This window comes from Campylobacter concisus, from assembly GCF_003048675.2.
Classification (GTDB): domain Bacteria; phylum Campylobacterota; class Campylobacteria; order Campylobacterales; family Campylobacteraceae; genus Campylobacter_A; species Campylobacter_A concisus_F.
The window spans coordinates 1,737,449-1,757,397 of sequence record NZ_CP060707.1; the positions used below are offsets into that span (position 1 = coordinate 1,737,449).

Genomic DNA, 19,949 nt, shown 5'->3' on the forward strand with positions numbered 1-19,949 from the left:
AATATTTGACGAATAGTAATACGAAATGCATAAAAGTATTATTAAGATAAATGTAAATTCATTGTATAGAAAATTTGAAATTTCTAACTATCTTTTAACCTTTTTTAAAGTAAAATCAGGGCTTATTTTAGCTGACAAAAAGGTAAATTTCACAATGGATAAAAAGAAAAAAATAGCCCTGATCACTGGCATCTGCGTAGTTTCACTTTTGCTTATCTACACGCTTCTTGGCTTTTTTGGTCTGCCTTATGCTATCAAAAATATCGCGCCAAAGTACCTAAAAGACTACAACGCAACGCTTTTTGTAAGTGATGCTAAATTTAATCCCTTTACCTTCGAGCTAAATGCTACAAATGCCGAGCTAAACACCACTTCACCGCTTTTTAGCACGAAGCAGATCGACCTTAAGCTAAAGCCATTTTCTATCTTTAAAAAGCTAGTTGAGATAGACATTTTTAGGCTAGATGAGCCAAAAGTAAAGATCGCAAGAGATAAAAAGGCAAATTTTAACTTTAGCAATTTTATAAGCGATGATAACGCAACTAGCGAAGATAACAGCACTAGCTCGATAAATTTTGCGCTAAATAACGCAAAAATCATCAAAGGCTCATTTTCATATAGCGATCAAAATTTAACAAAGCCATTTAATGTAAGCTTTGATGATATAAACTACGAGCTAAGCTCGCTAAATACGAAGAAAAATAGCGCTGGTAGTCACATCTTTGACTCAAACTCAAGCCTAGCGCACAAGATCGATCTAAATGGCGATATCAAGCTAAATCCACTAAAAATAGAGGGTAACGTCAGCATAAAGGACTTTAGTATAAAGCCAGTTGCGATAAGCTTCATCGATAATGACACGTTAAATCTCAAAAATGCCATTATAAACCTAAAGATAAACTACGCTTTAAAAGCCGATGAGAACGCAACTAAGATAAATTTAAAAGATGGCTTTTTAAATGTAAAAGGACTAAGTTTAGATGAAGGCGCAAATGAGCTTAGCCTTGGCGAGCTAGAGCTTCCAAGATTTGACCTTAATAGTAAGATAGCAGATAAAACAGAGGCGGCGCTAAATTTAAGCGCTATAAATTTAAATGATATCTCTTTTAAAAATGCTATCTCCACAAGCGTAAAATCACTAAATTTAAATGAGATCTCGCTGCTTGCAAATTTAAATGAAAAAAGCGAACTAAACGCCACAGCCAAGCTAAAAAATATGGGTGTAAACGCTTTAAAAATAGATGAAGTAGATAGAAATTTAGCAAAATTAAAAGATATAAATGCTTCAAATTTAAATCTAAATTTAGTAAATAACAAAACCGCCCTAACGCTTGAAAAAATAGCACTAAATGGCATCAACGCGCCACTTAGCAAAAGCGCAAATGCAAATGTAGCAAGCGCTGGCGTGACAAATACAAGCTTTACAATAGATGGCAACAAGAGCCTTGCGAGCCTTGATGAGCTAAACGTAAAAAACATAGAGCTTAAAGCAAAAAATAAAGATATAGCAAGCGTCGCTGATGTGGCGATAAAGAGCATAAGCTTTGATCTTTTAAAAATGGCTCTAAATATCGCTAGTGTCGATGTTAATAAGCCTAAATTTACTTCAGAACTAAACGACAATGGTCTAAGTGCTGTAAATGAGCTAGGATTTGGCGAGCAGAGCGCAAAAGCTACAAAGGCGGCAAAACACACTAAAAAAGTAGAGAAAAATACTGAAAATAAAAGCGCTTCAAAAAGCAAAGAAAATGAGTTTAAATTTGATGTAAAAAATATAAGTGTAAATAACGCAGACATCGCTTTAACGCATCTTTTTGAAGGCGAAAAGATCGCTCATAAATTTGATAATCTTTTTGTAAAAGTAGCAAATTTAAGTAGTGATTTTAGCAAGCCATTTGACGCAAAAGTGGCGATGAAGAGCTCGCAAAAGCTAAATTTGGATGTTGAGTCCAAGATAAAGATCGAGCCACTTGATGTGAGTGCGAAGATCAAGCTAAATGATACAAATTTACCAAAGTATTTTGCCTATGCAAAGCCCTTTTTAGAGGCCGATCTAGCTAGCGGACAGCTTGAGAGTAGCGCTGAGATAAGCTACGCAAAAGATATCAAAGCAGACGCAAAAGTTAGCATAAAAGATATAAGGCTAAATGGCAAAAAAGCTGAAAAACTGGTCGCCTTTAAAAGCCTAGATCTTGAAAAAATTTCATTTGCCAAAAATGACCTTGCCATAAGCGGAGTGAGCTTAAATTCGCCATTTATCAAGGCGCATCTAAGCAAAGAGCGTAAATTTAACCTATCTCAGATCGTAAAAGAGGATAAAAATAAAGCTAAAACTGAGGCAAAACCTGAGAGCAAAAAAGTGGCTAGCAAAAAAGAGGACGAGCTAAAATTTAGCGTTAAAAATTTCTCTTTAAAAAATGGCGAGGTTGATTTCTCGGACGCATCGCTATTTATGCCATTTGCCACAACGATCTCAAAGCTAAATGGCAAGCTCACCGACATCGATAAAAAGCGCCCAAGCTCAGGCGAGTTTCAAGGTGTGGTTGGCAAAAATGGCTTTGCACAGATCACTGCAAAACTCTTTCCATTTGAGCTAAAGCAAAATACCGATATAAAGCTTGATTTTAAAAATATCGATCTAGTTAACGTGACACCTTATAGCGGGCAGTTTGTGGGCTATAAGATCAAAAAAGGCAAGCTAAATTTAAACCTAAACTATAGCGTCACCGACTCAAAACTAAATGGCTCAAATTTTATAAATTTTGACTCACTTACACTTGGAGAGAAGGTCGAGTCAAAAGATGCTGTAAATTTACCGCTTTCGCTTGCTATCTCGATACTTAGCGATCAAAATAATCAAATAAACATCGATCTGCCAGTTGAGGGAAATTTAGACGATCCTGACTTTAAATATGGCGGCGTCATCTGGGCTGCAGTAAAAAAGCTCTTTGCCGACATCACGCTAGCTCCATTTAGATTTTTAGGTAACGCCCTAGGACTTGGCAGCAAAGATCTTAGCTCTATTGATTTTCTTGCTGGAAGTAGCGAGCTTATAAGCTCAGAAGCGCCTAAGATAGCTGATTTTATAAAGCTAACTGGCTCAAAACCTAAAATGAAGCTTAGCATAACGCCAACATACTCAAAACTCGATGAGAGCTTTTATAAAAATAAAAAACTAGATCAAAAGATCAATCAAATCATCGCTTCAAGCGGCAAAGACTACATCGCAGTTTTAAATGAGCTTGTGCCAAATTTAAAAGATAGAAACGAAAAAGCCTTAAGAGAAGAGGCGCTAAAGGGCATCGAGGTCGATAAAGCAAAACTAATAGAGCTTGCAAATGAGCGTGCAAATGCGGTAAAAGAGGCGCTTATAAAAGCTGGGCTTGAGGCTGGCCGCATAAATATAAACGATGCAACAAGCTCAGAGCCTAAGCAAAACACCTACACAAGCGTGCTAATGGGAGTGGCGAACTAAATTTCATTTATTTCGCTGCTTCTTGCATTATAGACAAACCAGCTAAGAAGCATAAGCATCATAAATGCTCCAAAAATAAGGCTTGCGTAAAAGTATAAATTAAAATCAGCTCCCAGCAAATTTGCGTTGTGAAGGGCGATCATAACACCAGCTAAAGCGATTAAGTAGCCAATTAGCTTGATGATGAAAATTTTAGGATTTACAAGGATCAGCAAAAGGCCACAAAGTATGATGCCAAGGGCTATTTGTAAATTTGAAACGTCAGCTTGAGCACTTGAAGTAAGTGTTAAAAAACCAGCTAAAAGCGCCATTAGTATCATCAAAACTGCATAAACCGCCCTGCTTCGTCCAAAGCCATACATAAAGCAAACAAAGCCCTTATTTTGCCTGTTATAGTCCATTTTTGCTCCTTTTGGAAGTTTGCTTATTTTAATGCCAAATTCTTAAATAACGGCTTTAATCTGAAATTTCACTCATTTTGGCTAATATTTTGCATCTTAAAAAAGGAGCAAAAATGCCTTATGTTAATATCAAAATAGCAGGCCCAGAGCCTACAAAAGAGCAAAAAGATCAAGTTTTTAAAGAGGTAACCGAGACGCTTGTAAGAGTGCTTGGCAAGAAAAAAGAGGCGGTTATGATCTTTATCGAAACTCATGACGCTGGCAATATCGGCGTAGGTGGCGAGAGCGTAGAGGATAAAAGAAAGGGGACAAAATGAGCGAATTTATCAAAGCAGACATTGAGAGAAAGATAACGCTTGAAGTTGGCGATAAGGCGCCAGAGTTTGAAGCACTAAATCAAGATGGCGTAAAGGTCGCGTTAAAGGACTTTATAGGCAAAAACGTGGTGCTTTACTTCTACCCAAAAGACAACACTCCAGGCTGCACGACTGAGGCTTGCGAATTTAGCGCAAACTACGATCAGTTTATCAAAAATGATACCGTTATCATCGGCGTTAGCCCAGATAGCGTAAAGTCGCATGTTGGTTTTATCGCAAAGCAAAATTTAAAGCACATCCTCTTAAGCGATGAGGATAAAGAAATTTCAAAGCTTTATGGCGTTTGGCAGGTCAAGAAAAACTACGGCAAAGAGTATCTTGGCATCGCCAGAAGCACCTTTGTGATCGGCAAAGACGGCAAGATAGTTAAAATTTATAAAAGCGTAAAAGCCAAAGACCACGCCGCAAAAGTGCTAGCTGATCTAGTAAAATAAGGTAAAAAATGACCAAATTTTTTAATACAATTATAAAAAGTCCATTTATAAATATATTTGTGGTTACAACGCTTGTAATGTTTATCGCAAATATCTACAAAATTTACTTTTTTGAAGGAACTGACCGTATAGCTCTTATGCATATGGCAAGAAGCTTAACTACTATATTTTTATTAAATTTAGTTATCACACATGTTCTTTACTTGCTAAGTCGTGGGCTGTTTAAAGGGCTTTATCTAGTTTATGCACTAATAATTTTTATTCTATGTTTTATAAATTTTTTCACTTTAACAAGTTTAAAAACAGATATAAATATAGCAATAATAGATAGTGTGCTACACACAAATCCAGATGAAGCCGGTGAGTTTTTCCAGACATTTTTTGAAGCTAAATATCTAGTAGTTGCTATACTTTTGTGTATCATCTTTTATGCTATGACAAGATATAAAAGATCTAGCACAAAAGAATTTAGCCGAAAAACTATCATTGTCCTTTCGGTAATTTATATAGCCTTTGCAGCTGTATTCTTTACAAAATCAGCAATGAGAATATCGTCTAATAAAGCTGATAGAGCTATAAGTAAGCTATCAGAACATATCCTGATAAATTACGCTTTTGTTTTAAAAAAATATCTTTTAGATGATAATTTTTTAGCTAGCAATAAACAAATTTTAAAAGATTACGACGTATCTAAAGCAGCAAATCAAAACATAAAAGCTGAGCAAAAAGTAGCAAATGTAGTCTTTGTGATCGGTGAAAGCTTACAAAGAAACGAGATGAGCGTTTATGGCTTTGGCTTGCCGACTACACCAAATTTAATGGCATTAAAGCAAAGTGGCAATGCCATAATCTATACAGATACTACCGCCCCTGACACATATACAAATGGTTCTCTTTCAAAGGTTTTAAATTTCTCAAACTATGAAAGCAAAGAGCCTTGGAGCAAGAGTTTAAACATCGTTGATATGTTTAGTCTAGTAGGATACAAAACAGCATGGATAAGTAATCAAAGCAATATCGGCGGATATTCTACAACACAAAAAAGTGTTGCAGATAGAAGTGATATCACATTTTTTACACAAAAATTTGCATCAGCTACAAATTATGCCGGCAGAGAAACAGATGGCATACTTTTGCCTGAAATTTCAAAGATAAAACAAAGTCTTGGAGAGTCAAATTTTTATATCATTCACCTAATGGGAAACCACTTTAAATACGACCTAAGGTATCCAAAAGATTTTTCAAAATTTACAGCTAATGATCTGCAAAACAAAATGAATCCTGGACAAAAAGAGAGCTTTGCATGGTATCTAAATAGCGTACTTTATAATGACTACGTGATAAATGAAATTTATAAAATTTTCAAAGACGATGAAGCTTTGATAGTCTATCTCTCAGACCATGGCGAGGCTCTTTTTGAGATAGATGGCATAAGAGGCCATGGCATGATAAACCGCTTTGTTTTAGAAATTCCACTCATTTTTATAGGTACTGATAAATTTAAAGCAAAATATCCACAAATTTGGCAAAAGCTTGAAGTGGCAAAAGATTATAAATTTATGAGTGATGACATCATTCACACTTTTGCCGACATCATAGGTACAAAACCACTTGAATATAACGCATCAAGAAGTTTAATAAGTGGTGAATTTAATGCGAGCAGAAAGCGTCTAGTAAATGGTACTGACTATGAAAATATTAAAAATGTAAAGCCGCAATGGTAAATGACAAAAAATAATAAGGAGCAAAGATGAAGCTTATAAAAATGCTAATTTTAAGTGCGTTTTTTGCGCTAAATTTATCAGCACTGACTGAAGGTGTGGAGTATCAAACTCTAGCAAAACCGCTTAACGTGCCTAAAAACTCAGTCGTCAAGGTCTTTAGCTACGACTGCCCTCACTGCTATAAATTTGACCGAACGATCACAAGAAAGCTGATGGCAAAGCTTGACGGAGTCAAATTTATCCCATATCACCTAAGCACCAAAGGCAAGCTTGGCGAGACTACAAGTAAAATTTTCGCCGCTCTTATATCGATAGATGAGGCAAATGGGACTGATCTGCTAAGTGATGAGTCTAAATTTAAGCAAGCTAAATTTGCGATCTACAAAGCAAGACACGATGAAAAAGATGACTTTAATGATGGCAAAGATAAGCAAAGATTTATAGATCTAGCGCTAAATGCGGCTCACGTGAGCAAAGACGAATACGAAAAAGCGCTAAGCTCAGATCGTGCAAAAGAGCTTTTAAACGAGTGGTTTGCCTCTTATGATGTAGCAAGTATCAGCGGTGTACCAGCCTTTGTGGTAAGCGGCAAGTATCTGATAAATTTAAGCGCAGCATCGTCGATCGATGAGATGGCAAAGACGATAAAAGAGCTTTTAGATAAGTAACTTTAGCCTAAATTTTACGGACATTTTGGGCTTAGAAATGTAAATTTAAAGCAATTTTAGATAAACTCGGATCAAATTTCTAAAAAAGAAAGGTTTAATTATGAACGCTTCAGAATTCATCTGGATGGATGGAAAACTAGTAAAATGGGACGATGCGAAATTACACGTTCTAACTCACTCTTTGCACTATGGTAATGCCGTATTTGAGGGCACAAGAGCTTATAAAACAAAAAAAGGTCTAGCTATTTTTAGACTCAAAGACCACACAAAAAGACTTTTAAGATCAGCAAAAATGACCGTTTTAAATGTGCCTTACAGCGAAGAAGAGCTTGAAAAAGCGCAGATCGAACTACTTCGCGCAAACAAATATAACAGCAACGTCTATATCCGCCCACTTATCTTTTTAGGATACGGCGTGATGGGCGTAGCGCACACAAAAGCACCGGTTCAAACCGCTATCGCTTCATGGGAATGGGGTGCTTACCTTGGCGATGAGGGCCTAGAAAAAGGCATCAGAGTTAAAATTTCAAGCTTTGCCAAACTAGCTCCTGCTGCTCAAATGAACAGAGCAAAAGCTAGCTCAAACTACCTAAGCTCACAAATGGCAAACTACGAAGCAAAAGAGGCTGGATACGACGAGGCGCTACTCCTTGATAGCGAGGGTTTTGTAGCTGAAGGTCCAGGCGAGTGCTTTTTTATCGTTGAAAATGGCGCATTGATCACTCCACCAAATGACAACAGCCTACTTAGCATCACTCAAGATACAGTCATAAGACTAGCTCACGATCTTGACATCGAAGTAAGAAGAGAGCGCATCACAAGAGATCAGGCTTACACAGCTGACGAGGCATTTTTCACTGGCACTGCAGCTGAAGTAACGCCGATAAATAGCATAGATAACCGCATCATCGGCAACGGCGCTAGAGGCGAAGTGACAAAGAGACTACAAAAAGCTTACTTTGACGTAGTTTATGGTCTAAACAAAAAATACGAATCATTTTTAACATATATTTAAGATTTAAAGGAACGAAATGCCCGCTGATTTAAATGATTATTTCAACAAAAAAAAGCCAGGTAATGATAACAGAGGCTCAGGTCAAAATAATGACAAAGAGCCACCTTTTAAAAAGGATTTTAAAATGCCAAATATACCAAGTGGCTTTGGCAAATTTGGTGCGCTAGCCTACATCATAATCGCCATTATCGCGATCCTTGCTATCACTCAGCCATTTAAAGTGATACACTCAGGCGAGGTCGGCATCAAAGCCACAGCGGGTAAATATGAGCCAAATCCTTTACAACCAGGATTTCACTTCTTTTTGCCATTTATCCAAAACATCATCGTAGTTGATACCAGAGTTAGGATCATCAACTACACTTCAGGCGAGGACATGGGCGAGAGCTTGCAAAAGTCTTATCAGGGAGCTGGAATTTTACGCAAAAATTCGATCTCGGTTTTGGACGCTAGAAATTTACCAGTTAGCATCGATATCACCGTGCAGTACCGCCTAAATCCAGAAAATGCACCACAAACTATCGCATCTTGGGGTCTTAGCTGGGAGAGCAAGATCGTTGATCCTGTCGTGCGTGACGTGGTTCGCAGCATCGCTGGTAAATATACAGCCGAAGAGCTACCAACTAAAAGAAACGACCTTGCTAGGCAGATCGATGAGGGCATAAGAAAAGATATCGACTCACAGCCAAACAAGCCAGTCGAGCTTCTAACTGTACAGCTTCGTGAGATCATCTTGCCTTCAAAGGTAAAAGAGCAGATCGAGCGTGTCCAGATCGCTAAACAAGAGGCCGAGAGGACAAAATACGAGGTCGAGAGGGCAAATCAAGAGGCTCTAAAACAAGCTGCCCTTGCAGAAGGCACTGCAAAAGCTGCGATCATCGAGGCAAAAGGTAAGGCTGATGCTATCAAGATCGAAGCTGACGCGACAGCATATGCAAACAAAGAGATCGCAAAAAGTGTCGATCAAAATTTATTAAATTTAAAGCAGATCGAGACGCAAAATAGATTTAACGACGCTCTTAAAGAGAACAAAGATGCCAAAATTTTCTTAACACCTGGTGGAGCTGTGCCAAATATCTGGCTAGATGCAAAAGATAGGGCAAAAGCTAGCTCAGTTAGCGAAAGGTAAAAATGAATAGCGTAGCAAAAAGTATAGACTGGCAAAAGGTTGGTGGGTTGCTTCCGGTGGTGGTTTGCGATCACACTACAAACGAGGTTTTGATGCTTGCTTATATGAACGAAGAAGCACTAAGCTTAACTCTATCTAGCCGCTACGCTCACTACTTTTCACGCACTAAAAATAGAATTTGGAAAAAGGGCGAAGAAAGCGGCAACACGCAAGAGATCAAGTCTGCGTTTTTAGACTGCGACAACGACACCTTGCTTTTAAAAGTCGTTCAAAAGGGAGGCACTGCTTGTCACACTGGGGCAAGATCATGCTTTTTTAACGAGATAAATTTAGAAAATTTAGAAATTTCAGATAAAAAAAACGAGGTCAAAAAGCCAAGTTACGGCGTCATTGACGAGCTTTATCACGTTATAGAAGATAGGAAGCTAAACGCAGATCCGCAAAGCTCATACGTAGCTAGCCTTTTTAAAAAAGGTGAAAATCAAATTCTAAAAAAAGTTGGCGAGGAGGCTACAGAGCTTGTCATGGCGGCAAAAGAGCTTAGTTTTGCCAAGCAGACAAAACAAGATGAGCAAAGGGCAAAAAATGACCTCATCTATGAAGCAGCTGATCTTTGCTTTCACGCGCTTGTGGCACTTTCAGCCCATAACATACATCCAGATGCCGTCAAAAACGAGTTTGCAAGACGTTTTGGCATGAGTGGCATCGAAGAAAAAAGATCGCGAGATGTTAAATAGCATCAAGCACAACATACTTTTCATACTTCAAAACGCCAAACTTATTGACTTTCTAGCCTATGGTTGGGTATTTTTAGCCTTTATATTTATCGTTCTTTTAGGAATTTTTGTTGCGATAAAATCATGGTGGCAGATAGGATTTTTATTTATCCTAGCTGGTTTTTTGGGACTTTTTGCAGGTAACTACTACGCAAACAAATATATAAATGAAAATCTAAGACCAGTTAGCATAAGCAAAATAAACACAAAGCAGCTTCAATATGTCGATGCGCTAATGGTTGATTTTAACATCACAAATAATTCAAACTACACATTAAACGTTTGCAAAATCGAGCTTGGCTTCTACCTTGGTTCAACGCAAAGCACGAGAAATTTTCTAAATTCACTAAACCCTTTTGCTAAAAAACGTATCATTTTAAATGAAGCGCTTTTGCCAAAGCAGAGCAAGCAGATAAGAGAATTTGTCAATGACTTTGCCTTCATTGACTACAATATCACCAAAAAAGCGGAGTGTTTTTGATGAGCTCAAACTACTTTACCATCGTTCATATCATCGTGCTTTTCGCGATCGCGCTACTTTCTATTTTATTTCTTGTGCTCTCACTTAGAGCTGAGCGAAAGCTATTTTTATCACTGCTTTTTACAAATATTTTGGTCTCAACCACGCTTGCCATTTTTTTGATGCTAGTTCTTGACAAATACACCAAAAAGGGCATAGTCGAGGGCGTAAAGAGCGAGCGAGTGTTAAGAAATGAAAGCATCGTCTTTCGAGGTCAAGTAAGAAATGTCGGCAAATTTACCATTAGCAAATGTACTCTTACAATTAAGCTCATAAATCAACCGCTAAATAAAAACGATCTTGGTGGCGAAGCGCTATTTAAACCAAGCGGGATTTCATTTTTCTCATGGATTTTTGGAGGCGATGAGGACGAGAGACCAAACACTGTTGCATACAAATTTGACGTAGCTCAAAATTTACCAAAGCAAAAAGTTGTGCCATTTACCGTAACTATGCCCTATCCGCCATATTTTAAAAATGGTATGAATATCACAAAACTTAGTTGCTACTAATAAATTTAGATAGATTTTTAGTATTTATTGCATTTTGTAGTTACAAACTGGCTAAATTTCTCTTAAATTTAAAAAGTTTAATACCTAAAAATTTGGCTTATATATAAAATAAGAAATTTTAAACCAAAGCCAAAAGGCAATGGTTTAAAATTTAGTTTTAATGTCTTGAAAGATAGTTTGTATCGTAGTTGTTGCTTAAAAAGTCTTTGTTTTCCATCATGGCGATGTGAAAATCTTTTGTTGTTTTTATGCCGCTTATTATGAGCTGATCAAGAGCTACTTTCATCTTGTGAATGGCTCTATTTCTATCTGTGTCCCAAACTACGAGCTTACCGATCATACTATCATAATACGGCGGTATAGAGTAGTCTTGATAGATGTGACTATCCATTCTCACATTGCGGCCACCTGGGCAGACATATTTTGTGATCTTGCCAGGACACGGAGTAAAGGTGTTTGGATCCTCAGCTGTGATCCTGCACTCGATCGCATGACCTTTTAGCTCGATACTCTTTTGTGACGGTAGCTTTTCACCCTCAGCCACTTTTATCATAAGCTCGATGATATCAAGCCCACTTACCATTTCGCTAACTGTGTGCTCGACTTGAAGCCTTGTGTTCATCTCGATGAAGTAAAAGTCTAAATTTTTATCAACCAAAAACTCAAACGTACCAGCTCCCTCGTAGCCGATCGCTTTTGCTGCTTTTATGGCAGTTTCATGTAGCCTCTCTCTTGTTTTTTCATCAAGCAAGATAGCTGGGCTCTCTTCGATCAGCTTTTGGTGACGGCGCTGCATAGAGCAGTCGCGCTCGCCTATGTGAAGCACGTTGCCGTGGCTATCGCCGATGATTTGAACCTCGATGTGGCGTGGATTTAGGATATATTTTTCCATATACATCGTGCCATCGCCAAATGCACTCATCGCCTCGCTCTCAGCAGACCAAAACGCTTTTTCTAAATCAGCCTCTTTTTCAACCACGCGCATACCACGTCCGCCGCCGCCTGCCGCAGCTTTTAAGATGACAGGATAGCCGATCTTTTTGGCTAGCTCTTTTGCAGCTTTTGTATCAGCCACAGCGCCGTCTGAGCCAGGGATGACTGGCACGCCGGCTCTTTGCATGACTTGTTTTGCCTTGCTCTTATCGCTCATCAAAGCCATCGCAGCAACGCTTGGTCCAATGAATTTGATCTTGTGGTGTGAGCAAATTTCAACAAAATTTTGATTTTCACTTAAAAAGCCATAACCTGGGAAGATAGCGTCTGCTTCGCTGATCTCAGCTGCACTTATGATAGCTGGGATGTTTAGGTAGCTGTCGCTTGAGCGCTCTTTACCGATGCAGATGGCTACGTCGGCGTATTTTACATAAAGCGCGTCTTTGTCGGCGGTTGAATAAACTACAACGGCTTCTTTACCCATCTCCTTTATCGTTCGCAAAGCACGAAGAGCGATCTCACCGCGGTTTGCGATTAAAATTCTTTTTAATTCCATTAATTTTTCTCCACGCCAAACAACGGCAATCCAAACTCAACTGGCTGTCCGTCAGAGACTAGCATCTCAGTGATCTGGCAGTCAAATTCAGCCTCGATCTCGTTCATGATCTTCATAGCTTCGATGATGCCTACTACATCGCCTTTTCTCACTCTTTGACCTACTTTTACAAATGGTGCAGCGCCTGGGCTTGGAGCAGCGTAGAAAGTACCTACCATAGGAGATTTTATGCTATCTTTTGGCGAATTTGCAGCTGGTTTTACCTCTGAGCTAACGACAACATTTACAGGTGTTGGCGCTGGAGCTGCTGCTTGTGCCGCTGGCTTTGCAGGCGCGCAATAATCAGCAAATTTCTCTACCTCGACCTCAAAATCACCACTTTTTATCTTGATATGATTCATCTCCATACCATTAAAAAATTCGATAAGCTCTTTTATATCTTCTTTTTTCATAGAAAATTCTCCTAAATTTTTATATAAGCCCCTAATTGTAGCGAAATTTAAATAAATTTAATTTTTAGCTGGCATAAAATTTGTGCTAAATTCTACTTTTTTCTAGCAAATTTATAATAAAAAATAAGATAAAACTAAGCACAACTAAAACAAGGCTTAAAGCGAGTGCCTGATCGCTTCTGCCGTCATAGACAGCGTTATAGATAGCAAGTGAGATGGTGTCTGTTTTGCCTATGATATTGCCACCTAAAATGAGCGTTATACCAACCTCGCCAAGCCCTCGTGAGATCGCTAGGATAAAGGCTGCTGCCACGCTTTTTTTGAGGCATAAAGATTGCCTTTTGATAAATTCACTAGCCCTTTTGCCTGCGCCAAATTTTGCCAAAATGGTATAATCTCGCCAAAACAAAAGGATAGACATGAACGAACTTGAGCTAAAGATGCAAGGCAAGATAGATAGGCTAACAGATAAGACTTTTAAGCTAGATCCTAGGATCGGCGAGGGCTACTTTACGGCGAAATATTTTCTAAAAGTAAATGAGATAATTAAGCAAAACCTGCCTGATCAGCACGTGACGATGCAGTTTTTCCAAAGGCGCGATGATATCGTGCTTTGTGGCATCGACGAGGTTTTAGCCATCATCAATAAATTTGCCAAAAACCCAAGCGAGCTTGAAATTTACGCACTTGATGATGGCGATATCATAAACGCAAACGAGCCAGTTTTAAAGATAAGCGGCAAGTATGAAAATTTCGGTTTTTTAGAAAACGTCATCGACGCGACGCTTACTAGAAGAAGCTGCGTAGCGACAAACTCCAGAGACGTGATAAAAGCGGCAAATGGCAAGGACGTCTTTAGCATGGCAGACAGACAAGACGACATCTGCACGCAGCCAGGCGACGGCTATGCCTCATTTATCGGAGGTATAAAAAAGGTCGCCACAGACGCTCAGGGCGAGCTTACAGGGCTAAAAGGTGGTGGCACCATGCCTCATGCGCTCATTCAAATGTGCGGCGGAGATGTGGTAAAGGCTTGCCAAATTTATGCTAAAACCTTTGAAAACGAGCAGATCACGGCCTTGGTTGATTACAACAACGACGTGATAACAGACGCTTTAAAGGCTGCAAATGCCCTAAAAGAGAGGCTTGGCGCGGTTAGGGTTGATACTAGTAAAAATTTGATAGATAGATATTTTGAAGGCAAAGATACGAGTAAATTTGACCCCCATGGCGTTTGCAAGGAGCTTATATTTGCCCTAAGAGAGGCACTTGATGAAGCTGGCTTCAAGCACGTTAAAATAGTCGTTAGCTCAGGTTTTAATCCGCAAAAAATGAGCGAATTTGAGAAATTTAAAACCCCAGTTGATATTTATGGCGTGGGAAGCTATCTTGTTAAAAATGACATTTGTGGCTTTACAGGCGATCTAGTCGAGTTAAATGGCAAAAGTGAGGCTAAATTTGGCAGAAAAAATTTCGCTTCAGATAGGCTAAAGAGAGTTAAATTTTAGGAGAGAAGATGAAATTTATAAAAATTTTAACGTTTCTGTCGCTTTTACTGACTGCTTGCATCGCCGCAAACTACGCTAACGCCTTTGAAAAAGTTGGCATCCTTGAAGACGGAGTTTATCGCTTTAGCCAAAATGGCATCGGAGTCAAAAAAGACCTGCTCGTAAAGGTGATCTCGGTGCAAAATGCGGACAGCTCCCGCAAAAAGATCATCTCCATGCTAAATATCCCTAAAAAATCTAAAATCACGGACTTTAAAACAAGCGACGCTGGCGTGATAGTCTGGCCATTTTACGAGTTTGAGGGCAAATTTATAACGACAATAATCGTTGAAAATATAAAAAAAGAAGATAGCGATCAAAAGTTACTTAAGATGCTAGAACTTAAACATCCGTTTTACTCGACGCTCCAAGCTCGAAGAAAAGGTGCTAAAGACGCCATAGACGTGAAATACGTGCTAAATTTCAAAGAGGCAAAGCTGGTAAAATCGTTTCAAAATCGCCCTTAAAACTTTATTTTAAATAAATTTCATTAAAATGGCGTAATCAAAAAAAGGATCATCTTTGCACAATCTAAAAACCATAAACGTCGCTCACTCGCCTGATGCTGACGATATTTTCATGTATGCCGCGGTCAAATTTGGCTGGGTTAGCAGTAAAAATTTAGCCTTTACATCAAAGGCGCTTGATATAGAAACGCTAAACGAAGAGGCACTAAAAGGCACTTATGAAGCAACAGCGATCAGCTTTGCACTCTATCCTAAAATTTGTGATGAATTTGCACTTTTGCGCTGTGCGGTGAGCTTTGGCAAAGGATACGGCCCAAAGCTTATCAAGCTAAAAGATAAGCAGCTAAAGCGAAATTTCAAGGTCGCTCTCTCTGGCAAAAACACGACAAACGCCCTGCTCTTTCGCATAGCCTACCCAGAGGCAAGGATCGTTTATAAAAATTTCTTAGAGATCGAAAATGCCGTGCTTAGCGGCGAGGTCGATGCTGGCGTGCTCATACATGAAAGTATCTTAAATTTCTCTGACAAGCTCTGCGTCGAGCGTGAGATTTGGGACATCTGGAGCGAGCTAAACGGCGAAAATTTACCGCTTCCACTTGGTGGCATGGCACTTAGACGAAGCCTGCCCATAACCGACGCGATCGAGTGCGAGAGAGTGCTTAGCGAGGCCGTTAGGATCGCCACTTCGCACAAGCCATTTTTATCTCACATGCTAATGGAGCGAAACCTCATCAGAGTTGGCAAAGACGAGCTTAAAACGTATCTAAATTTATACGCAAATGACGAGTCAATAAGCATGAACGAAACGCAGTTAAAAGCGCTAAATAAGCTATATCAAATAGGCTATGACAAAGGCTTTTTTGAAAAGCCGATTGACGTAAACGACTACCTAATCCCAACTGAATACAACGAAGTAAGGTTTAGCTGATGCAAAGCACGCTTGTCTCACTTGGAGTTGAAACCTTTAAGATCGCCCTTTATATCAGCCTTCCGATGCTACTAAGCGGACTAATCGCAGGTCTTATCATCTCCATTTTTCAAGCGACCACGCAGATAAACGAAACCACGCTAAGCTTCGTGCCAAAAATTTTGCTAGTCGTCGTTGTCATCATATTTTTGATGCCTTGGATGATCTCGATGATGGTTGAATTTACCACTCGTATGCTTGATTTTATACCGGAATTTATCCAGTGACGAGGCTTGTTGATTTTTCTAAATTTACCTCGGTTAGGATAGGCGGCGTGCATGAAATTTTCGAGGTTACAAGCCTTGAAGATCTAAGCTCGCCTCACTTTTTAGGCGCTGTGATGATAGGCGGGGGCAACAACCTTCTTATCTCGCCAAATCCCCCAAAAATGGCGATGCTTGGCAAGAACTTTGAGTACATAAATTTAGAAATTTGTGATGAAAAAATTTGCCTTGAGATAGGTGCTGCGACAAAATCAGCCAAAATTTATAACTTCTGCAAGCAAAACAACATAGCTGGCCTTGAGTTTTTAAAAAATATCCCTGGCACGCTTGGCGGACTTATCAAGATGAACGCTGGGCTGCTTAAATTTAGCATAAGCGACAACCTCACACATGTGCGTCTGGCTCGTGGCTGGGTGAGCAAAGATGAGATAAGCTTTAGCTACCGCCACAGCGGCATAGATGAGACTATTTTGGGGGCTAAATTTAAGCTTTCTAGTGGCTTTGACGCGAGCATATCTGAAGCCATAAGCGCAAAAAGGGCAAACCAACCAAAAGGGGCTAGCTTTGGCAGCTGTTTTGTAAATCCAGATGGGCACTTTGCAGGGGCATTGATTGAAGCAGTTGGACTAAAGGGGTATGCGATCGGCGGAGCGAAATTTAGCGAAGAGCACGCAAATTTTTTGATAAATTTTAACCACGCAAGCTTTGAAGACGCCACTAGCCTTATAAATTTGGCGAAGGCTAGAGTTTTAGAGAAATTTGGCGTAGAGCTTAAGACTGAAGTTTGCATTTTATAAGGATGATAATGAGTGAGTTTTTAGCAGAAGTTTTAACACTTTCATTTTTGTTTATTATGATTGGTTTTTATGCCGTTTATAGGGCTAAAAAGGCACAAAGCGAGCATGAGAAAAATATGGCTGATCATGATAAAAATCTGCTAAATTTTGCTCAAATTTTAGGTGTGCAAAACTACATCGACCTAGTTAAATTTGATGAAATTTTAGCGCAGGCCTTAAAAGAAAAACTAATTTTTAAATTTAATAAATCTACCTCGCAAGAGAAATTTATCTCTTTTATAAAAGATGAAAATTTCAAAACCAAACCCCAAATTTCACAAAATCATATCGATGAAGCTTTTTTAAACATTTGCGCAAGCTCCCTTGTAGAGCCGCTTAAGCTTGCAATACTAAAAAACGAAGATCAAATTTATGGATTTTTGTTTGAAAAAGAGCAGCTTTTTGCTCTTATTGATAGCGCTGCGCTGCTTGGCGAAAATATTATAATTTGCGAGTAAATCAAGTAAAATTCATCTCTTTTTAGATAAAATCAAGCCAAATTTCAACTATAAGGTAAAAAATGGCAAAAGAAAAAGATAGTGACAAAAAGATAGCTATCCCAGAGAGCGAAGCGGACAAGAAAAAGGCGCTCGAGCTTGCGCTAAAGCAGATCGATAAAGCTTTTGGCAAAGGCACGCTTTTAAGACTTGGTGACAAAGAGGTTGAGGCTATCGAGTCGATACCGACTGGCTCGCTAGGACTTGATCTGGCTCTTGGCATAGGCGGCGTCCCAAAAGGCAGGATCATCGAGATCTACGGACCAGAAAGCTCTGGTAAGACTACTCTAACGCTTCACATCATCGCTGAAGCGCAAAAAGCTGGCGGAATTTGTGCATTTGTCGATGCAGAACACGCACTAGACGTAAAATACGCTTCAAATTTAGGCGTAAATACCGACAACCTTTACGTTTCTCAGCCAGACTTTGGCGAGCAGGCACTTGAGATCGTTGAGACGCTTGCAAGAAGTGGTGCTATCGATCTTATCGTGGTTGATAGCGTCGCTGCGCTTACTCCAAAGAGCGAGATAGATGGCGACATGGGCGATCAGCACGTGGGCCTTCAAGCAAGGCTAATGAGCCAGGCGCTTAGAAAGCTAACTGGAATTTTAAGCAAGATGAAGACAACTGTTATCTTCATCAACCAAATTCGTATGAAGATCGGTATGATGGGATATGGCACGCCAGAGACCACAACTGGCGGTAATGCGCTTAAATTTTACTCATCTGTAAGGATCGATGTTAGAAAGATAGCCACACTTAAACAAAATGACGAGCCTATCGGCAACCGCACAAAAGCAAAAGTCGTTAAAAACAAGGTCGCACCTCCATTTAAAGTGGCTGAATTTGACATCATGTTTGGCGAGGGTGTGAGCAAAGAGGGCGAGATCATCGACTATGGTGTAAAACTAGACATCATCGACAAATCAGGTGCGTGGTTTAGCTACAAGGCCGAAAAACTAGGTCAAGGTAGAGAAAACGCCAAAGCCTACCTAAAAGAGCACCCAGAAATTTCTGACGAGATAGTAGCGGCGATCAAAGGCTCAATGGGGATAGATCACCTAATAAGCAGCGGCGCAAAAGACGAAGACGACGATACAAACGAAGCAGGAGATGAATAATGGTATTTATTGAAGATGTAGAAGCTCACGAGGTTTTAGACAGTAGAGGCAACCCAACAGTTCGTGCGACAGTTAGACTAAGCGACGGAACCGAGGCAAGCGCGATCGTACCAAGCGGCGCAAGCACTGGCAAGCGTGAGGCGCTCGAGCTTCGCGACAAGGACGAGAGATATGCTGGCAAAGGCGTTTCAAAGGCTGTTTCAAACGTAAATGAAAAGATCGCTGAGGCAGTTATAGGCCTTGATGCTTATAACCAAAAGGCAGTCGATGCGGAGATGCTTGAGCTTGATGGCACGCACAACTACTCAAATTTAGGCGCAAACGCAGTCCTTGGCGTATCTATGGCGGTAGCTCGCGCAGCTGCAAAGAGCCTAAATATCCCGCTATACCGCTATCTTGGCGGTGCAAACGCTAGCATATTACCAGTGCCGATGTTTAACATCATAAATGGCGGCGCACACGCAAATAATAGCGTTGATTTTCAAGAATTTATGATCATGCCATTTGGCTTTAGCACATTTAGCGAGGCGCTAAGAGCTGCAACTGAAATTTACCACAAGCTAAAATCTATCCTAAACGCAGCTGGCCACAGCACAGCTGTCGGTGACGAGGGCGGCTTTGCTCCAAATTTAAAAGACAACGAAGAGCCACTAAAACTAATCTCACAAGCCGTAAAAGAGGCTGGATATGAGCTAGGCAGCCAGATAAAACTAGCGCTTGACGTCGCTTCAAGCGAGCTTTATAAAGACGGCAAATACGAGCTTGAAGGCAAGAAATTTAGCAGCGACGAGCTCATTAGCTACTACGAAAAACTTTGCGAAAAATATCCGATATTCTCTATCGAAGATGGCCTTAGCGAGGACGACTGGAGTGGCTGGGCTGAGCTTACAAAAAGGCTTGGCAGCAAGGTGCAGCTAGTTGGCGACGATCTTTTCGTTACAAATGAGAAAATTTTACGCGAAGGCATCGAGAAAAACATCGCAAACGCTATCTTAATCAAGCCAAATCAAATAGGCTCAGTCACGCAAACTATGCAAACTGTCCGCCTCGCTCAAAGAAACGGCTACCGCTGCGTCATGAGCCACAGAAGCGGAGAGAGCGAAGATGCGTTCATCGCTGACTTCGCAGTCGCTCTAAATACTGGCGAGATAAAGACTGGTGCTACCTCAAGAAGCGAGCGCAACGCAAAATACAACCGCTTGCTTGAGATCGAGCTTGAGGCGGGTGAGTTTTTAGGGGATAATATTTGAGCGAAATTTTAGATGAATATGGCAAAGAAGATGGCATATTTCATAAAATCGTAAAATTTATCAGGCCA

At 39.9% G+C, this 19,949-nt stretch carries 21 protein-coding genes and 1 pseudogene; 18 read left to right on the forward strand and 4 right to left on the reverse strand.

Features of this window, described 5'->3' with window-relative positions; genetic code table 11:
- The first annotated feature begins 25 nt into the window (after positions 1-25).
- The gene (locus tag CVT00_RS08665; protein ID WP_430516353.1) at positions 26-3,475 is read left to right on the forward strand and encodes a DUF748 domain-containing protein; all 3,450 of its coding nucleotides are present in this window, start codon (positions 26-28) and stop codon (positions 3,473-3,475) included.
- On the opposite strand, the gene CVT00_RS08670 is transcribed toward CVT00_RS08665, so the two are convergent.
- Positions 3,472-3,876 carry a hypothetical protein gene (locus CVT00_RS08670; protein WP_021084112.1) on the reverse strand — a complete coding sequence of 135 codons (405 nt, stop codon included), beginning with the start codon at positions 3,874-3,876 and terminating at the stop codon, positions 3,472-3,474. The genes CVT00_RS08665 and CVT00_RS08670 overlap by 4 nt on opposite strands.
- Before the next feature lie 113 nt (positions 3,877-3,989).
- On the opposite strand from CVT00_RS08670, the gene CVT00_RS08675 reads away from it, so the two are divergent.
- The 9 genes from CVT00_RS08675 to CVT00_RS08715 all read left to right on the forward strand — a co-directional run bounded on the left by CVT00_RS08675 (position 3,990) and on the right by CVT00_RS08715 (position 11,031).
- Positions 3,990-4,193 (forward strand): tautomerase family protein, encoded by a 204-nt coding sequence (locus CVT00_RS08675; RefSeq protein WP_103616072.1) that lies wholly within the window; start codon positions 3,990-3,992, stop codon positions 4,191-4,193.
- On the forward strand, positions 4,190-4,687 hold the full coding sequence (bcp, locus tag CVT00_RS08680) for a thioredoxin-dependent thiol peroxidase (protein ID WP_107914841.1): 498 nt from the start codon (positions 4,190-4,192) through the stop codon (positions 4,685-4,687). The genes CVT00_RS08675 and bcp overlap by 4 nt, the downstream gene beginning before the upstream one ends.
- 8 nt (positions 4,688-4,695) lie before the next feature.
- Positions 4,696-6,411, forward strand: a complete 1,716-nt coding sequence (locus CVT00_RS08685) for a phosphoethanolamine transferase (protein WP_107914843.1) — start codon at positions 4,696-4,698, stop codon at positions 6,409-6,411.
- 26 nt (positions 6,412-6,437) lie between these two features.
- Entirely contained in the window at positions 6,438-7,079 is a 642-nt protein-coding gene (locus CVT00_RS08690) for a thiol:disulfide interchange protein DsbA/DsbL (RefSeq protein ID WP_021088891.1), read from the forward strand.
- 100 nt (positions 7,080-7,179) lie between these two features.
- Positions 7,180-8,094: a branched-chain amino acid transaminase gene (locus tag CVT00_RS08695; RefSeq protein WP_103558974.1), complete on the forward strand. Its 915-nt coding sequence runs from the start codon at positions 7,180-7,182 to the stop codon at positions 8,092-8,094.
- 16 nt (positions 8,095-8,110) lie between these two features.
- Positions 8,111-9,223 (forward strand): prohibitin family protein, encoded by a 1,113-nt coding sequence (locus CVT00_RS08700; protein WP_021088100.1) that lies wholly within the window; start codon positions 8,111-8,113, stop codon positions 9,221-9,223.
- A gap of 2 nt (positions 9,224-9,225) precedes the next feature.
- On the forward strand, positions 9,226-9,960 hold the full coding sequence (hisIE, locus tag CVT00_RS08705) for a bifunctional phosphoribosyl-AMP cyclohydrolase/phosphoribosyl-ATP diphosphatase HisIE (RefSeq protein ID WP_103558975.1): 735 nt from the start codon (positions 9,226-9,228) through the stop codon (positions 9,958-9,960).
- The gene (locus CVT00_RS08710) at positions 9,950-10,480 is read left to right on the forward strand and encodes a DUF2393 family protein (protein WP_103558976.1); all 531 of its coding nucleotides are present in this window, start codon (positions 9,950-9,952) and stop codon (positions 10,478-10,480) included. The genes hisIE and CVT00_RS08710 overlap by 11 nt, the downstream gene beginning before the upstream one ends.
- Positions 10,480-11,031, forward strand: coding sequence for a DUF2393 family protein (locus CVT00_RS08715; protein WP_107914845.1), 552 nt, complete (start codon positions 10,480-10,482; stop codon positions 11,029-11,031). Before CVT00_RS08710 ends, CVT00_RS08715 begins: the two co-directional genes overlap by 1 nt.
- A 157-nt stretch (positions 11,032-11,188) precedes the next feature.
- On the opposite strand, the gene CVT00_RS08720 is transcribed toward CVT00_RS08715, so the two are convergent.
- The 3 genes and pseudogenes from CVT00_RS08720 to CVT00_RS08730 all read right to left on the reverse strand — a co-directional run.
- The gene (locus CVT00_RS08720; protein ID WP_004317853.1) at positions 11,189-12,520 is read right to left on the reverse strand and encodes an acetyl-CoA carboxylase biotin carboxylase subunit; all 1,332 of its coding nucleotides are present in this window, start codon (positions 12,518-12,520) and stop codon (positions 11,189-11,191) included.
- On the reverse strand, positions 12,520-12,972 hold the full coding sequence (accB, locus tag CVT00_RS08725; protein WP_002940019.1) for an acetyl-CoA carboxylase biotin carboxyl carrier protein: 453 nt from the start codon (positions 12,970-12,972) through the stop codon (positions 12,520-12,522). Before accB ends, CVT00_RS08720 begins: the two co-directional genes overlap by 1 nt.
- 85 nt (positions 12,973-13,057) lie before the next feature.
- Positions 13,058-13,291, reverse strand: a pseudogene (locus CVT00_RS08730) (molybdate ABC transporter permease subunit); the annotation flags it as partial.
- A gap of 100 nt (positions 13,292-13,391) precedes the next feature.
- On the opposite strand from CVT00_RS08730, the gene CVT00_RS08735 reads away from it, so the two are divergent.
- From CVT00_RS08735 to eno, 8 genes are all read left to right on the forward strand, one after another.
- Positions 13,392-14,480, forward strand: a complete 1,089-nt coding sequence (locus tag CVT00_RS08735) for a nicotinate phosphoribosyltransferase (protein WP_107914847.1) — start codon at positions 13,392-13,394, stop codon at positions 14,478-14,480.
- An 8-nt stretch (positions 14,481-14,488) separates the two neighbouring features.
- Positions 14,489-14,986 (forward strand): chemotaxis protein, encoded by a 498-nt coding sequence (locus CVT00_RS08740; protein WP_103611799.1) that lies wholly within the window; start codon positions 14,489-14,491, stop codon positions 14,984-14,986.
- 112 nt (positions 14,987-15,098) lie between these two features.
- The gene (locus tag CVT00_RS08745) at positions 15,099-15,914 is read left to right on the forward strand and encodes a menaquinone biosynthesis family protein (protein ID WP_230853817.1); all 816 of its coding nucleotides are present in this window, start codon (positions 15,099-15,101) and stop codon (positions 15,912-15,914) included.
- Positions 15,911-16,180, forward strand: coding sequence for a flagellar biosynthesis protein FliQ (gene fliQ / locus CVT00_RS08750; RefSeq protein WP_223154231.1), 270 nt, complete (start codon positions 15,911-15,913; stop codon positions 16,178-16,180). Before CVT00_RS08745 ends, fliQ begins: the two co-directional genes overlap by 4 nt.
- Positions 16,177-16,974, forward strand: a complete 798-nt coding sequence (locus CVT00_RS08755; RefSeq protein ID WP_107914849.1) for a UDP-N-acetylmuramate dehydrogenase — start codon at positions 16,177-16,179, stop codon at positions 16,972-16,974. Before fliQ ends, CVT00_RS08755 begins: the two co-directional genes overlap by 4 nt.
- Before the next feature lie 8 nt (positions 16,975-16,982).
- Entirely contained in the window at positions 16,983-17,471 is a 489-nt protein-coding gene (locus tag CVT00_RS08760) for an addiction module antitoxin (RefSeq protein WP_107914851.1), read from the forward strand.
- A 62-nt stretch (positions 17,472-17,533) separates the two neighbouring features.
- Positions 17,534-18,631 carry a recombinase RecA gene (gene recA / locus CVT00_RS08765; protein WP_002940852.1) on the forward strand — a complete coding sequence of 366 codons (1,098 nt, stop codon included), beginning with the start codon at positions 17,534-17,536 and terminating at the stop codon, positions 18,629-18,631.
- On the forward strand, positions 18,631-19,881 hold the full coding sequence (gene eno, locus CVT00_RS08770; protein WP_103558981.1) for a phosphopyruvate hydratase: 1,251 nt from the start codon (positions 18,631-18,633) through the stop codon (positions 19,879-19,881). The genes recA and eno overlap by 1 nt, the downstream gene beginning before the upstream one ends.
- Positions 19,882-19,949: the final 68 nt, after the last annotated feature.